At 55.6% G+C, this 15,952-nt stretch carries 13 protein-coding genes and 1 riboswitch; of the genes, 3 read left to right on the top strand and 10 right to left on the bottom strand.

From position 1 onward, the window contains the following. Positions 1 to 33 precede the first annotated feature (33 nt). Positions 34 to 121, bottom strand: a riboswitch (cyclic di-GMP riboswitch). A 100-nt stretch (positions 122 to 221) separates the two neighbouring features. From ahcY to VKV29_RS06835, 9 genes are all read right to left on the bottom strand, one after another. Beyond that, a complete protein-coding gene (gene ahcY / locus VKV29_RS06875) occupies positions 222 to 1,496 on the bottom strand; it encodes an adenosylhomocysteinase (protein WP_414647342.1) in 1,275 nt (424 codons plus the stop codon). 88 nt (positions 1,497 to 1,584) lie between these two features. Then, positions 1,585 to 2,637: an NDP-sugar synthase gene (locus tag VKV29_RS06870; RefSeq protein WP_324200565.1), complete on the bottom strand. Its 1,053-nt coding sequence runs from the start codon at positions 2,635 to 2,637 to the stop codon at positions 1,585 to 1,587. A 129-nt stretch (positions 2,638 to 2,766) separates the two neighbouring features. After that, complete coding sequence (locus VKV29_RS06865; protein WP_324200564.1) at positions 2,767 to 3,873, bottom strand: DegT/DnrJ/EryC1/StrS family aminotransferase; 1,107 nt, start codon at positions 3,871 to 3,873, stop codon at positions 2,767 to 2,769. Positions 3,874 to 3,921: 48 nt separating this feature from the next. Further along, positions 3,922 to 4,821, bottom strand: a complete 900-nt coding sequence (locus tag VKV29_RS06860; protein WP_324200563.1) for a sugar phosphate nucleotidyltransferase — start codon at positions 4,819 to 4,821, stop codon at positions 3,922 to 3,924. Beyond that, positions 4,805 to 5,758: a Gfo/Idh/MocA family oxidoreductase gene (locus tag VKV29_RS06855; protein WP_324200562.1), complete on the bottom strand. Its 954-nt coding sequence runs from the start codon at positions 5,756 to 5,758 to the stop codon at positions 4,805 to 4,807. Before VKV29_RS06855 ends, VKV29_RS06860 begins: the two co-directional genes overlap by 17 nt. Positions 5,759 to 5,764: 6 nt before the next feature. Next, positions 5,765 to 6,205: a type II toxin-antitoxin system death-on-curing family toxin gene (locus tag VKV29_RS06850; RefSeq protein ID WP_324200561.1), complete on the bottom strand. Its 441-nt coding sequence runs from the start codon at positions 6,203 to 6,205 to the stop codon at positions 5,765 to 5,767. Between the two features lie 22 nt (positions 6,206 to 6,227). Continuing rightward, positions 6,228 to 7,370: a Nif3-like dinuclear metal center hexameric protein gene (locus VKV29_RS06845; protein ID WP_324200560.1), complete on the bottom strand. Its 1,143-nt coding sequence runs from the start codon at positions 7,368 to 7,370 to the stop codon at positions 6,228 to 6,230. Between the two features lie 33 nt (positions 7,371 to 7,403). Beyond that, a complete protein-coding gene (locus VKV29_RS06840) occupies positions 7,404 to 7,835 on the bottom strand; it encodes a hypothetical protein (RefSeq protein ID WP_324200559.1) in 432 nt (143 codons plus the stop codon). Positions 7,836 to 8,038: 203 nt separating this feature from the next. Beyond that, a complete protein-coding gene (locus VKV29_RS06835) occupies positions 8,039 to 8,764 on the bottom strand; it encodes a type II secretion system protein (protein ID WP_324200558.1) in 726 nt (241 codons plus the stop codon). Between the two features lie 245 nt (positions 8,765 to 9,009). On the opposite strand from VKV29_RS06835, the gene VKV29_RS06830 reads away from it, so the two are divergent. The 3 genes from VKV29_RS06830 to VKV29_RS06820 are packed head-to-tail and all read left to right on the top strand — an operon-like array spanning position 9,010 to position 14,914. Continuing rightward, positions 9,010 to 10,251: a TolC family protein gene (locus VKV29_RS06830; RefSeq protein WP_324200557.1), complete on the top strand. Its 1,242-nt coding sequence runs from the start codon at positions 9,010 to 9,012 to the stop codon at positions 10,249 to 10,251. Beyond that, on the top strand, positions 10,248 to 11,822 hold the full coding sequence (locus tag VKV29_RS06825) for an efflux RND transporter periplasmic adaptor subunit (RefSeq protein ID WP_324200556.1): 1,575 nt from the start codon (positions 10,248 to 10,250) through the stop codon (positions 11,820 to 11,822). The genes VKV29_RS06830 and VKV29_RS06825 overlap by 4 nt, the downstream gene beginning before the upstream one ends. After that, the gene (locus VKV29_RS06820; protein WP_324200555.1) at positions 11,819 to 14,914 is read left to right on the top strand and encodes an efflux RND transporter permease subunit; all 3,096 of its coding nucleotides are present in this window, start codon (positions 11,819 to 11,821) and stop codon (positions 14,912 to 14,914) included. The genes VKV29_RS06825 and VKV29_RS06820 overlap by 4 nt, the downstream gene beginning before the upstream one ends. A 9-nt stretch (positions 14,915 to 14,923) precedes the next feature. Here the strand turns inward: VKV29_RS06820 and VKV29_RS06815 are convergent, their stop codons facing one another. Then, entirely contained in the window at positions 14,924 to 15,787 is an 864-nt protein-coding gene (locus tag VKV29_RS06815) for a sugar phosphate isomerase/epimerase (RefSeq protein ID WP_324200554.1), read from the bottom strand. Positions 15,788 to 15,952: the final 165 nt, after the last annotated feature.

Raw genomic sequence — 15,952 nt, 5'->3', positions numbered from 1 at the left:
TAAGACGCGATAACCGCGCCGAACTGAGTCGAGGACGGCAACCTGGCAACCATGGGGGATAAACCCCTACAGGCCCATGGCTTTGCGCCCCCACATTTCTATGGGTTTGCCTTTTCTACGTCTCCCGATTCCTATTATCGGTTCCTCACCGTAATATCTTTAGGGCATCGGCCAACTACACTACAGCTTATTCTATGGAGCACGGCAATGTCAAGAGTTACTTAGGTGCCCAACTTCCAAGAGGAGAGATACTCTTTTTGTTCTGGAGTGAGGGTGTCAATCCGATAACCCATACTTTCGAGTTTTAAACGGGCGATCTCGGCATCAATGTGGGCGGGGACAGCATGAACAGCCTTGCCCAACTTATGGCCGTGTTGAGCCATGTATTCGGCACAGAGTGCCTGGTTTGCAAAAGACATGTCCATGACAGCAGCAGGATGACCTTCTGCTGCAGCAAGGTTAATGAGGCGTCCTTCGCCGAGAAGGAAAAGGCGCCGACCATCCGGCATGGCGAACTCCTCGACAAACTCACGAACGGTGCGACGGGCAACAGCCATCTCTTCGAGCGCGGGAATGTCAATCTCTACATTGAAATGACCCGAGTTCGCCAAAATCGCCCCATCCTTCATAACCTCGAAATGCTCCCGACGCAAGACGTGAGCATCCCCGGTGAGGGTGCAGAAAATATCGCCGATCTTAGCAGCCTCTATCATAGGCATAACCGCATAGCCGTCCATGACGGCCTCGAGTGCGCGTACAGGGTCTACCTCCGTGACGATGACCTGGGCACCGGCACCACGAGCGCGCATGGCTACACCACGTCCGCACCAGCCATAGCCGGCAACAACAAAACGGGTGCCGGCCAAAAGGCGATTGGTAGCACGTATGATGCCGTCTATTGTAGATTGGCCGGTTCCGTAACGGTTATCGAAAAGGTGTTTGGTCGCCGCGTCGTTGACGGCCACGATCGGGTAGGCAAGCACACCTTCAGCCGCCATCGCACGTAGACGGATGACCCCGGTCGTCGTCTCCTCGGTACCGCCAATGATATTGGGTATCAACTCGGTTCGCTCGCTGTGGATGACGCCCACCGTGTCGGCCCCATCATCCATGGTAATCGTTGGACGCGCGTCGAGCACCGAGTGAATGTGGCGGTAGTAGGTGGTATGATCCTCTCCTTTAATCGCAAAAGTCGGAATACCATACTCGGCTACGAGCGCGGCTGCCACATCGTCCTGTGTGGACAGAGGGTTCGATGCACAGAGATAGACCTCTGCGCCGCCCGCTTTGAGCGTGATGGCGAGATTGGCCGTCTCCGTCGTGACATGCAAACAGGCGGCGATCGTCACCCCTTGCAAGGGTTTTTCACGCTCGAAACGAGCGCGTATGCTTCGCAGAACCGGCATATCCATCTCTGCCCACTCGATACGTCTCTTACCTAAAGGGGCAAGAGATAGGTCCCGCACATCGTGCGGAATGGAGACGGAGCTAGTCATATTGGTTGAATTGGTCAATCCTTCTCTCCCATTTCTTATTTTTGTTGCTTTATACAGATTTTATATGGTGTTTAGCATAAGCGATTCGTCATGATTTTTCGTTCTCATGACGTTGCGGATTCACGATGATGCCGTCGAAGATGGCCGCGTTCGTCTTTACCCTGCAGTTGCGACCCACCACACAGCGCTCAAGATGCGTATTGCGCATTACCACCGCGCCATCCCATAAAATACTCTCTTGGACGGTCGCGCCTTCCTCTACAGCACAGTTGTTTCCGATGACGGTATGTTCGAGCACGCGCGCTCCGGCAAGTATCTGCACATTGTTGCCGATCGCTACCGGATAGCCTATTTCTGCAGTGGGGTCGATCTCCACATTTTCTCCCATCCATACAAATTTACGAACCTCTCGCAGAGCGATGCGCGCTTTCACACGCCCCTCGAGCATGTCGCGATGTGTCTGCTGATACACCTTAAGGTTGCCCACGTCGCGCCAATAGGCTGCCGTAAGGTGGCCGAAGAGAGGGAGTTTTTGTTCGAGAAGCATCGGGAAAACCTGCTTTCCAAAAAGATAGAAAACATCATGCGGTATCAACTCGAAGATGGCCGGTTCAAAAACATAAACCCCTGTGTTAGCGGTGTTCGAGAAGATCACCTCGCCTTTGGGTTTCTCTAGGAAGCGTGTGATGCGTCCTTCCTCATTCATGAGGACGATCCCATATTCGCTGGGATCATCTACGATGGAAAGGGCGATGGTAGCGAGAGCTTTTTTCTCTCGATGAGTCTTGAGCAGACGGGAGAGATCCATATCGGTTAAATCGTCTCCGCCTATCACTAAAAACGTCTCGTCTTTGAAAAAATCTTCAGCACGCTTCAGGCTGCCGGCATCGCCCCAAAGCCGATCTTCATAGGCCCAATGTATGTGCGCTCCCCAACGCGATCCATCTTCAAAGTAGGCAGCTATTTGGTCACCAAGGTAGTGCAGGTTCACCATAATTTCGGTGAACCCGTGACGAACCAAAAGCTCGATAAGATATTCCATCACCGGACGATTGACGATGGGAACGAGAGGTTTAGGGACATTACGGGTGAGGGGGTCGAGGCGCGACCCTACCCCTGCAGCCAAAATCATCGCTCTCATATCCGTTGTTTCAGCTCCTTAGCCAGGGAGTTCCCCAAAATGAAGGAAGTTATTGTCTCCTCATTTTTAAGACTATTTTCGGCATCCTAAAGGTGCGCTCTTGAACACAGTCTGTGCGCGTCCTGACAGTTAAGCATTTTCTGGGAAGCTACGGATGCACTCGGCCACATATGCAACCTGCTCTGTGGTCAGTTCTGGCACAACAGGGATAGAGAGCACTTCCCGAGTAGCCCGCTCCGCATGGGGGAAGTCCCCTAAACGATAGCCGAGGCTTGCATAAGGCGGTTGAATGTGAAGCGGCTGCGGGTAGAATACCTTGCTATCTACCCCACACTGCTGAAGATAAGCCTGCAGGGCATCGCGCTGCGGATGGCGAATGGTGTATTGATGATAAACATGGTGGTTTCCTGGTTCGGTACCGGGCAGCGTCACACCGGTGCCTTCAAGCAGAGTCTGATAGAGGGCCGCATGCCGTCTTCTCCCCTCGTTCCACTCCTCCAGCATGGGGAGCTTTGCTAAAAGCACAACGGCCTGCAGGGTATCTAGCCGACTGGTATAACCGATGACCTCATAGTGGCCATAACCGCTTTGGCCATGTACGCGCAGCATGCGCACGGTAGCCGCAATCTCCGCATCATTGGTAAGCACCATGCCCCCATCTCCAAAAGCGCCGAGATTTTTGGTTGGATAGAAGGAGAGTATCGTTGCATCTCCTGTCTCGGCGATACGAATGCCGCGCTGTTTTGCACCGATGGCTTGAGCTGCATCTATAATGAGCTTAAGGTTGTGTCGTTTACATATCTCCTGGAGTTGCCCACGATCGACCATCTGGCCAAAAAGGTCTACCGGCAGCAGCGCACGCGTGCGTGGGGTGATAGCTTGCTCGATTCGGGAAACGTCTATGTTAAAGGTGCAGAGATCGATATCCACAAACACGGGGCGGGCACCAACGAGCATAATCGCCTCACTCGTTGCGCCAAAGGTGAAGGGCGTAGTGATGACCTCATCACCAGGCTTAATACCGCAAGCGCGTAAGGCTAAAACGAGGGCATCGGTGCCTGAGGCTACCCCGATACCAAAACGAGCACCGCTTAACGCGGCAACCTCCGATTCGAGCTTATGAACGGCTTCCCCATCAATAAAACAAGCGGTCTCACAGACGTGAGTTATAGCAGCATCAATCGTTTCCTTCAAACTCAGATACTGCGCGCGTAAGTCCACAAGCGGTACTCTCAAAACACTCCTCCCCAGCGGGTTTATTATGGCTCCTAAGGCCCTCGCTGCTTATTTGCCAACTACTATACCCGAATCTGAAAAACGTGTTAATTCTTTGGCGGCCACGCGACGTATCTGCGACCCATACTCTGGATCATTTATCGCCGAGCGCACCGTCTCCACGAGAAAACTGCCCCAGCTTCCTATATCCCGCCTCGCTTCGCCCTGTAACAACGGAACCGCGACGGCACGCGGCCGAGCATTTAGGAGCTTGCGCAGTGCATCCGGAATGTTCCACTCGCCACGGGGGTCTGGGGAACTACGACGAATGGCATCGAAAATTGTGGGTTTAAGTATCCAACGCGCGGCCACCACGAAAGAGCTTGGTGCCTCATCCATCGAAGGCTTCTCCACAATATCGCGAATGAGGAACGGAGTCTCATGTGACTCTGTTTCTGCCGGAGCCACCACCCCGTAATGAGATAGGCGCTCCCTCTCCACCTCTTCCACCAAGATAGCCGCCTCGACCTCATGCTGTTTGAACGCCTGTAGTAAGCGCTTCAGAGGGGCGCCTACAGGCGATGAAGCGATAATGCAGTCTCCAAAGGCCACAACGAAAGGCTGCTCCCCAACCCATTCCGCTGCATAGAGCAGCGCATCTCCCGAACCTTTTGGCTCCTCCTGCACGGCAAAGGCAAAACGTAAACCGGTCCCGGCTCCCACGATCTCTTCAAGATAGGTACGTATCTGCGGCTTGCGTGGCGAAACGATGAACAGAGCCTCGCGAATACCAGCCGCATATAGCTCCTCTATCACGTAGTCCAACACAAGTTTGCGCCCTACCGGCAGTAGCTCTTTAGGAAGCAGATGGGTTAGTGGGCGCAGACGGCTGCCTTGGCCGGCCACCGGCACGACCGCACGGGTTATTCCAACCGACACGGTTTCTTCAGCTTTAGCTGGGACGGCCATGTAGCGCCTCCTCTAGAACCTGCAAAGCGCGTACCCCATCCTCACCACGTACCTCCAGCATTTGTAGACCGAATACGGCCTCGGAGAAGTGGGAGAGAGCGCGCTCTAACCGGTCACGTCCCTCTTCACGACGGCTATACCAAAGCGGATGATCGGCTGTTGTGAAGTGGAGCACCCCCTCCTCATAATCGAGCACTGCGGCTCCGGCAGAACCGTAAACCTCAAGCGCGCTCTTGCCTGCAGGCGGTGCCACCATAATCTCAATTGTCCCTAAAGTCAACTCCGATTCTAGCAAGAGCGCCAGCATCGCATAAGGGCTACCGGTTTTGTCGCGCCATCGGCCAACTCCTTTTCTTACCTCCCCACAAAATACACGAAAAAGATCGATGGCGTGTAAAGCCGTGGCGATAAAGGACGCACACCCGTCACCGGGCGAACCAAGCACACCGAGTTCGGCTAGTTCCCCTGCAGAGCTGCCAAATCGGCATCGAAACATGAGGGGGCGGCCAATATCGTCATTCGCCATCAAATCTTGGAGAAAGAGACAAGGCGGATGAAAGCGTTGTGTAAAGAGAGGCATGAGAAGGCGCTCTTGCATTTCAGCGATACGAACCAACTCGATTGCCTGTGTTACACTTGCGGTGAAAGGAATCTCGCACACAACGTGCGCCCGCGCTTTCAAAGCTGCCGAAACAGCCTCGAACTGGGCAGGGGCAGGCAGACAAACATCCACAATGTCGTAGTTGGCGTTGCGTAGCGTGTCGTCTAGGCGCGTGAAGGCCGCACAGTTCGGAATTTGCTCTGCCAGAGGGGCGACTTTAGCAACATCTGTGTCGCACAACGCCACCACCTCCACACCGGCGAGGGTTAACCAGCGTTCCAAATGCGCCTTCCCGGCTGCACCACAGCCTAGAATCGCTACCCTTTGGGTCTGCATAACTTCTTAATCTCCGGGCAAAGCCAATTGCAGTGCCTTGGCGTGCTGCAGGCACTCGTTCTGGACAAAGGCGCGCAAACTCTCCTGAACCTGTGTTTCGGCAGGCACCACCATCTGCTCAACGGCCTGATGGGCATCAATAACACCGCGCTCTAGATCGCCCAAAATTCGCACCAACTCCTCATCCGCAACCGCCGTGCGATAGCCGTTGCGGTTCAAGAAAGTTAGGGTAGCAATGAGAGCAGTACGTCGGTTCCCTTTGGCAAAAGGAGGAGAAAATAGCAGCCGACGCAGAAATGTGGCCGCCTGAGCCAGCACGTCATGACTGTTGCCGTAGCGGTACTGGCCGGCCATCGCCGATTCGAGTGCGATATAGTTGAAAGGCTGCACCTCACCGGTGACCACCGTGTTGATCCAGGCGATGTCGTGTGTCGTTAGATATTCCATAAGGCGAACCCCTTTCGCTTTTTCAGAAAGCGTACTCTATTTTTACGCCTCTGCCACCAAAAACCTGCCGCAGTTTATCGCTCAACCGCCTCAGCCCAGGCGCCACGGAGGGCAGAAACCCGATGTCCACAAGCACAGGGGGTGGTACCCCTATCCAGTCGCTCGGCGAAGTTCCACCGACGATAATAACCTCTATCTTCTGCTCGTGAGCAGCGCCTAGCAGATCATTGCACGAGCCGGTTCCTATTCCAACAGCCAAATGAGTTACCCCAGCATTCGCTATTTGAGGGTCGGGAGGAGTATATCTTAAGCGGCAAGCAGGCCCTAAATCCAAAGCCTGTTCGAGGGTGGAAAGCAGGTCATCAAATGCCATCGGTTTTTCTAGGCGCACCTTGCGTCCCCGTCCGTAGGGTGCTCCAACATTGTGCAGTGGGTAGACATCGTAAGCAACCTCTTCATAGGGATGCGCCTCTTTAACGGCCTCAATGACCGCCAATAGCGCATGCCTTGGTACAATCATCTCCAAACGCATCTCTTCGACCTCTTCGAGCTGTCCCCTTTTACCAATGGCCGGATTTGCCCGCTCCGAAGGGAGAAAGGTGCCCTTGCCAAGCGCTTGGAAAGAGCAGTAAGTGTACTCTCCGATGGTTCCGGCGCCGGCCTCGGCCGCCGCTCGGTGTACATCAGGTGTGGCTTGTGGCGGCACAAAAACTACCAATTTGAACTGCTGTTCTGCACCGGTCACACACAGAGGAAGCGCCTCATGAAACCCGATCGCCTCTGCCAAACACGCATCGTAGCCTTCTGGAGCGGCGGCATAGCTTAGCGGTAACACGTAGAGGGCGATCTGCTTTTCAAGCAACTGTGACAGCAGGCGATGAGCCGGCGTCTTCCAGTCGAACGCAATGGGAGGCGTATCAAAGAGCGGTGCGGCTGAGATAAGTAGCGCCCTTTTGTGTGAAGGAAGCGCCGTTAATAGAGAACAAGATAGCTGAGGCACCACATATATCTGCTCCACAAGGTCTGTAGGTGACCCTACGTGTAGGTTCGGGTTGGCGCTTGCAGGGGGAGCAGTAGGAGCAAGCAAGGGGCATAGGCTTCCCAAAAACGAGACGATCTCCTGTATGGAGGGAGCGACAACGCTACGGCGTGCGGGTCGAGTCATCGTTCTTTTGAATAGGAGCCTACGAAGATACCCTTACCCTTCTCCCTTGGTCTCCTCCTGAGGCGGTTGGGATGTCTGGGTCTCTTCCGAGGTTGCAGGAGTCTCTGCTGCACTCCCCTGTGGCTCTTGGGCAGCCGAAGCCACCTCCTTAGGCTTTTCCGATGCCTTTTTCCGTGGTCGTGGAGCCCGAGTGGTGGAAGCTTTTTCCGCCGTAACCTCTGTGGTTACGGGAGCAGGTGTTGCCACGGCCGCCTCGGGGGCCTTAGGCCGCTCACGCTCGCGTCGCTCTGGGGCCGCCGGTCGCGGTCTTGGCCGTGCCGTTGTGGTGGGGGCAGCAGCAGCGGTTCGTCCCGATGTTCGTGCAGAGGCCTTGCTGCCCGCCGCTTTCGCCGCCTTTATGCGCGCCTTTATGCGCTCCTCCTGGCGCTTGCGCATGCGGCGAATCTCTTTTGCTCGAATACGCACTTTTTCCTCCTAAACGCTGGTGTTAGCCCAATAGAGGGCAATAATAGCAGAGGCAGAATGGAAACAAACTGCCATTGAAACCGGCTTGAAAGTGTACCACCTTTGGGAACACCCTGTCAAAATCTCGCCATTCACAATCGCGTTAGCCAACTCCGTTAGCTATAGTTGTCATTTCTCTGTTGAGATTGAATAACTATCCAACGCTAGTCTACATCCTTGCCGGCAACGCCATCATGTGTGAGGTTGATGTCGGGGCAATCATCGGCAGATGGGTGAATCTGGCGCGATTTCAAAAACTTTACATGTCCATCGGCCATAGCAAAGATGCGGCCGCCATCCCAACGATCTGAGCCGGGAAAGGGATAACTTCCCCACAGCCCTACAGGCGCACCGGTATGATCGTGGCTGTTGTACCACTCTGTAATCAAAACCTTCTGAGCCGGAGAGACCACCGCCGCCTCCGTTTGCGTCACACACGTCAGCCAAGAAGGGTTGTTGAGCAGATCGCTGAAGTGCATCTGGTTAATCTGATCGGGCGTGTGGTAGAAGCTGGCGGAATAGTCGTAAGAGGTTCCGTTAAATTGCTTTAGCGAGCGCGTGTCGGAAGGGCATAATAAGATAGACGGCGACCCGTTGGCGGCATTGAAGCTGCCGCTCTGTTGCTTCTGGCCAATGCCTAGGTAGGGCATAATAGGCCAGCGCCAGTGGCGCCCCGCGAAAAGATAGGGATCGTTCGTGTTTGGATACCCCTCATCGTAGTCCTGAGTGTAGAGCTTAAAAGCTAGGGCGATCTGCCGTTGATTGGAAGCGCAGGTGGTTTTACGAGCCATCTCGCGAGCCTGGGCGAAAACCGGGAACAGAATAGCAGCAAGGATGGCGATAATAGTAATAACGACGAGTAATTCGATAAGGGTAAAGGCTCGTTTCAAAGGTTACCTCCTTTAAGATGGTTATGAACGGGTTGCCGAGCGCAACGCCCGAACATGCGGAGACGCATTATACCCTAACCCGCTGTGCACGTTGCAAGCCAGGCGAGCTTCCTTTTTCACGCCATTTCTTAGAAAACTCTAAGTTGCTTTTTAGGACTCTTTAAGGGTAGGCGTGCAATACTGTTGTCATCCGAAGCGATGAGAAGCTTCAACATCACGCACTAACCATCCTTGAGGAGGGTTTCTTGCGAGTTTATCTACGAACAGCCATCGTTCTTTTGGGGTGGTGTTTGCTGCCCTGCCTTAGCCGGGCGCAAGAGCCTATGCGTCTCTCTCTGCAAGAGGCCATTCAGCAGGCGCTGACACACAATCCCCAGGCATTGGCCGCAGCGGCGCGTGTGGCGAAAGCTCGTGCCATCCTCTCCGGCGCTTCCTCCGTTGACGACCCCGTGTTGAGCCTTGTGCATCACGAAGGAAGGAATACCGGAGGGCTAGATGAAGACGTGCTGCTGACACAGACGATTCCGTTGGGCGATAAACAACGCCAGGCGATCCATGCTGCACGCGGCGAGTTGGAGGCGGCGCTTGCCGACCAGGCAGCCGTTCGCCGAGACATCATCTACAACGTTACAACAGCCTACTATCAGGCGCTCCGTGCCGATGCCGACAACAATATCGCCACCGAAGGGCTTCACTTGGCGCAGGAGTTCCTCAAAACAGCACAAACCCAGTTTCAGGCCGGTGATGTGGCCCATAGCAACGTGATCCGGAGCCAAATTGCCCTGGCAAGTGCTCAACAAACGCTCTCCGTGGCGCAAACCGAAAGGGCGAACGCCTACGCGGCTCTGGCCAATGTGATCGGCCTGCCGGCCAACACCCCCCTGCTGTTGACCGATAAACTGGTAGCGCCAGCCCCCATTCAGGCGCGCCTGGCGGATTTGGAAACAAGGGCATTGCAGAACCGACCGGAGATTCGTTCGGCCCAGGCGCTCCTGCAGGCCCGACTTGCCGCACTGCATGGGGCGCGCATAGCAACTCAGCCCGATCTCTTCGTGGAGTTTCGACATAACCCTCTTGGCGGCCCCGACCCAGAAGGCGACTCGGTGCGCGTGGGGGTCACCTTCCCGTTAGTGGATTGGGGCAAAAACCGAGCTGACCGTCAGAGCGCTTTAGCGGCCTATAATGAACAAGAGGCGCTGCTGGCCGATGAGGAGCGCAGCGTACGCCTCGAAGTCGAAACTGCCTATCGAAATCTCCAAGAGGCCTTTACGGTGTTGGCCTCGTTTCAAACGGGCCGTCTACAACGGGCGCAGGAGCTTTTAAATATGGAACGTACGGGATATGCTAACCGAGCCGTCTCTTACCTCGAACTGTTAGATGCACAGCAAACATATCTTACAGAAGAAGAGAACTTCGCACACGCTTTGGCCGACTGCAATTTGGCCGTTGCAGCTTTACAACATGCTGTAGGAGGCGATCTCAGATGAAGACCCACCATATTGCTTTTTTAGGCATCGCTCTCCTCATGGGCTTGGCCGGCTGCTCGCACAACAGTACGGATGAGAGCGACTCAAACCCACCACTTGAGGCCGTGGCCGTTCAGACGACTGTGGCGACTATCCATCCTATGGCCTCTATCGTTCACGCGCACGGACGGCTAGAGCCGGCCCCTGGTGCCGATGCGAAAATAGCTTCTCCCCTTGCCGGAAGGCTACGAGCTGTATTCGTTCGCGAAGGCGACTCGGTGCAAGCTGGCGAGGTCGTCGCTATCGTAGATGAGCGGCCCCAACAGGCTCAATCTCTCAGCGCGGCTGCAGCACTGCGCGCGGCACAGGCTCAGGCACAACAGGCCGATTTGGCCCTGAAAGCAGCAGAAGCCGATCAGGCCAATGCCGTACAGCTTGCGCAACTCGCCCTTAAATCCGCCAAACTCGATAGGGATAATGCGGTGCAACAGGCAAAGATTGACCTAGAAACAGCCCAAACCGAACTGAAGAAGCTACTGGCCGGCGCCCGCCCTCAAGAGATCGCCCAAGCCGATCAGGCCGTTGTTCAGGCAAAAGCCACGCGCGATCGGGACGCTGCAGAGCTGGAGCGGGTACGTTTCCTCTATGAGCACGGTATCGACTCCAAGCGCGACCTCGACGATGCGCAAACCGCGCTGCAAGTGGCCGAGGCCAACCTAGCGAGCGCCCAGCAACAAGATAGTCTTATCCGCGCAGGGGCACGACCGGAGGACATCCAAGCTGCGCGGCTGCGCGTTCAGCAGGCTCAGCAGGCTTTGCAACGCGCCCAAGCCGATGGAGATGCCAAAGTGCAAGAGGCAAAAACCGCCCTTCGTCAAGCCCAACAAGGCGCTCTTCAGGTGCTGGCGAAGAAACAGGAGGCCATCGCCATGCAGCGAACGGTGGAACAGAAACAGGCCGACCTGCTAGCCGCTGAGGCCACGGCGGACTATGCAGTGCTTCGTGCGCCGCTTAGTGGGGTGGTAACCGCTCGAAACCTCAACCCCGGCGATATGGCCGACCCCAACACACCCGTACTGGAGATAACCGACCCCAATCGCCTTATTTTGGTGGCCCAACTGCCGGCAGAAGATGGAGCGCGTGTGCGTAAGGGCATGGAGGCAGAGGTCTTCTCCGACATGCTTCCTGGCAAGCCGCTTGCCGGTCGAGTGCTCAGCGTTGGACAAGTAAATCCACAAACCAACCTTCAAGAGGTGCAGATCGCCGTAGCCAATCCGAGAGGGCTTTTACGGGTGGGAGGCTTTGCCTCCGCCGACATCATTCTTGCCGTTACCCCACACGCCGTGGTTATCCCTAAACAGGCCGTTCTTACCCAAGAAAACAAGTCCCTGGTCTTTGTGGTCGGCAACGATGGGGAAGCGCATCAACGAGATGTTCGTTTAGGCCCCGAACAAGGCAACCTCGTTGAGGTGCTTCAGGGGGTGGCTCCGGGCGAACAGGTGATTCTGCTGGGCCAATATGAGCTTTCCGATGGGCAAAAGGTGAAGGTGGTCTCACAAGGGCAGAACGAAACGGGAGGGAATAACTCGTGAACCTTAGTCGCTTTGTCTCGCAGAACCTCAAAGCCATTCTTTTCGTTACCATAGCGCTTTGCGTTATCGGGGTAGGTGTGGTGGGGTCGTTTCCCGTTGCCATCTTGCCTGAGGTCACCTTTCCGCGCCTCGTTGTGATCGCCCATGCAGGGGAACGCCCTATTCGTATGACCGAGGTGGCCTTGACTCGCCCCATCGAACAGGCCATCGCGACCGTTCCAGGGGTTATTCGTATCCGTTCCAAGACGCAACGTGGAGACACAGAGATATCGGTGGATTTCGCGTGGGGCACCGATATGCTCACCGCTCTTGAACTTGTCAACACGCAAATCAATCAGATTCGCTCCTCTTTGCCGCCGGAAACCGATGTCGAGGTTGAGCGCATGAACCCCACGGTTTTTCCCATCCTCGGCCTCTCGCTCCAATCCAAAAATCTCTCTCAGGCCCAGCTTTGGACTCTCGCCACCTACACGCTGCGCCCCGCCCTAAGTCGTGTGCCGGGCGTCGCCTTGGTGGAGGTGCAGGGTGGACGGATTCCGGAGATCGCCGTAGATATCTCTCCGCAGCGCCTTATGGCCTATCATCTCTCTTTGCCGGAGGTTGAGCAGGCCATTGCCAACACAAATATCTTCAAGTCGGTTGGCCTCCTCAATCGGCAGTTTCAGCAGTACCAGGCCATTGTCTCCGCCGAGGCCACCGACACCGACCAACTTGGCCGCGTGGTGGTGGCTCAAAGGCAAGGGGTGCCCATTTTGCTGCGGCAGATAGCCCACATCTATCCCTCTGTGCAAGACCGCACGACTATTGTAACCGCTAACGGAGCTGAATCGGTGCTTATCAATATTGTGCGCCAGCCGGGAGCCAACACGGTGACGGTGGTGCACGACGTAGAACAGGCCCTTCAGCAGTTAAAACCCACGTTGCCGCCCGGTACTCAGCTTCATGTGTTCTATGACCAGTCGCTGCTTATTAAAGAGGCTGTTGGCAGCGTGCGCGACGCGGTGGTCATCGGCTCCATTCTCGCCGTCGTTGTGCTCATGCTATTTCTGGGCAATCTACGTGCTACGCTCGTTACGGCAGTTATCATTCCGGCCACAGTGCTCATCACGTTTCTCCTTATGCGCCTTTCAGGCCTCACACTCAACCTAATGACTTTGGGCGCTCTCGCCGTTGGCATCGGCCTCGTGATAGACGATGCCATTGTCGTTGTGGAAAACGTGTTTCGACACCTTACCGAAGGAGCGACTCGTTTCGATTCGATCCGGCTGGCCTCCTCCGAGATCGCGCTTCCTATGATCTCATCTACACTTACTACCGTCGTGGTGTTTTTACCCCTTGTGCTACTACAAGGGGTTGCAGGGGCCTTCTTCACCGCACTGGCCGTAACGCTTACCATTGCGCTTATGGTCTCCCTGGCGCTGGCGCTTTTCGTAAGCCCCAGCCTTTGTGCCGCCTTTCTCAAAGTACGTCCCGGCACCCCAGAGCACGGTAGGTTGTTTGAAAAGCTTATCGCTGTCTATAAAAAAGGCCTTCAGTTCTGTGTAAGACATCCGCGTTGGTTAGCTGTAGCGGCCGGTGTACTGGTTGTGGCCACCATTTTTTTTGCAACCCATCTCGGCTCCGACTTCATGCCCTCTATAGATGAGGGCGCTTTCGTACTCGATTACCGCACACCGCCGGGCACCTCTCTGGAAGAGACCAACCGCTTGCTGATGCAGATCGAGCATATTTTGGAAACAACTCCCGAAGTGAAATCCTTCTCGCGACGCACAGGAACCGAGCTAGGGTTTGCCATCACCGAGCCGAACCGCGGCGATTTTGCCGTTATGTTGCACTCGCATCGCCATCGCAGCATTGACGAGGTGATCGCCGATGTGCGCGACCGCATTGAGCGCCAAGTGCCCGGAGTAAACATAGACTTCTCGCAAGTCTTACAAGACCTTATCGGCGATCTATCGGGAGCACCGGCCCCCATCGAAGTAAAACTTTTTGGGGAAGACCAAAATCAACTGGATGGCGTTGCGCGCTCGGTGGCCGACAAGCTTGCTAAGATTCCGGGCGTGGTGGACGTGCAAAACGGGGTGATAGAGATGGGGCCGGAACTTACTGTGCGGGTAGACCCGGTGAAAGCCGGCGCCGTGGGGCTTACGCCCGAAGATGTGGCTAATCAGGTGAATGCCGCCATGTTCGGCGATGTTGCCACCCAGATACTGCAGGGCGAACGTCAAATTGGGGTAAGGGTGCGCCTCCCACAGGCCTATCGCTCCGATAAAAGCGCCATCGAGATGTTGCCCATCCATACCCCAGATGGTTACAATGTCCCTCTGGCCACACTGGGGTCTACCAAAAGGGTAGTGGGCACGGTGGAGATAACCCACGAGAACCAGCGGCGCATGGTTTCCATTGAAGCGCGTCTTTCCGGCAGAGACCTCGGCAGCGTTATGAAGGACGTACAAGCCCTTATGCGGCGTACGCCGCTGCCGGCCGGCATTACCTATGAACTTGGGGGGCAATATCAAAGCCAACAGCAGTCGTTCCGCAATCTTCTTGAAGTGTTGGTGCTTGCTGTGGTGCTGGTCTATGCCGTTATGCTGTTCCAATTCGGGTCGTTTACATCGCCCACCGTGCTTCTACTCATCATGCCGCTTGCACTCTTCGGGGTGAGTTTTGGGCTTTGGGCTACGGGCACTACCCTCAACGTCTCTTCGTTCATGGGCGCCATTATGTTGGTGGGCATTGTGGTAAAAAACGGCATTCTTCTGCTCGACCAGGCGCAACGTGCCGAGCGAGAAGGCCTAACGCCGGAAGAGGCGGTGGCGCAGGCCGGCGTTATTCGTATCCGGCCTATTCTTATGACCACGCTCACCGCCTTACTTGGTCTGGTGCCGCTTGCCTTCGGCATTGGGGCCGGCGCTCAGATGCAGCAGCCGTTGGCCATCGCGGTTATCGGAGGGCTTAGCTTTTCGACCATCTTTACCCTCGTCTTCGCCCCCACCCTTTACGTCGTCTTCCGGCGTTACCAACTGCGCCTGCAGGCCAACCAAGAATCGCCTCCAACGGCGGAGCTAACCGAGCCGATTGTGGAAGGATAGGTTCTTCGCTTAGGCCACCACGGTCTGCAAAAGCGCCCAAGCATGGCGTACCAACTCTAAGCAGCTCTGTATGGAGGGCACCGGGTCGCTCTCATGGAGCTCATATTCGAGCGCCACAAGCCGATTATAGCGAAGCCGTAGCAGGATATCGAGAAAGCCGATGGTGTCGAGCAAGCTGTCTGGGTCTCCGATATCGGCAAACTCGCGCCCCCCGTTAGGCGATACTTTTGCAGCCTTGAGATGCACATCCAGCAGGCGTTTGCCATAGCGCACCTCCGCAGCAACCGGATCTTCTTTAGCCATAATCATGTGGCCGGTATCCTCACAAGCGCCTACAAGCGGATTGCGACCTGCTACCGCTTTTAGTACCTGATCGGGATGGCCATAGAGGGTGTCACCGGGCCCGTGGTTGTGGATGGCTATGGCGATGCGGTATTCGCGGGTCAACCTGTCGAGCAAAGGCAGGGAGTCCGGGGCCGGGTAGGCTGACAAAACAGGGATGTCCATGGCCTTGGCAAACTCGAAAATGCGACGCGCCTCCGCCTCGTTATTGCTAAAGCCTACCACCCCATAGGCCAACATGCGGATATTATGGGCGGCTAGTTTCTGCTTAAAGGAGGCGATCTGCTGCGAATCGTTGGTTAGAGGGATGTGCGACATGAAGCCCTCCCAATAGTGCAAGCCAAGCTGCTGTGTGATGTCGAGGGCCTCATCGAGATTAAAGTGCCTTAGCGAGTACGATTGGATGCCCATCTTGAAGGGGCCGTAGGGGGAGTTGACGCTTTCGGCGGACTCGCTTTTGGAAGCGTCTAAAGCCAGGGTTGCCGCCCCGCCGAGGGCGCCTTGCAATAGAGCACGGCGTGAAAAAGGCATATCCAAATCTCCTTCACGACTTGAGGATTTGGTAGGAAGTTTCCCCTTCGCGCCCTCCATTTCCTGCCGTTGTTCAAATCATGCCCAAATAGGACTGTAGGGATAGGGTAGGCACAAGGCCTACTCCTACCTCAGAATTCCGCGCGTGAACGTTCCCTGCATTCC

The sequence above is a fragment of the Chthonomonas sp. genome, assembly GCF_035294165.1.
In the GTDB taxonomy this organism is placed as follows: domain Bacteria; phylum Armatimonadota; class Chthonomonadetes; order Chthonomonadales; family Chthonomonadaceae; genus Chthonomonas.
Note: the sequence above shows the minus strand (reverse complement) of the source record. Positions and strands in the feature narration are given on the sequence as shown.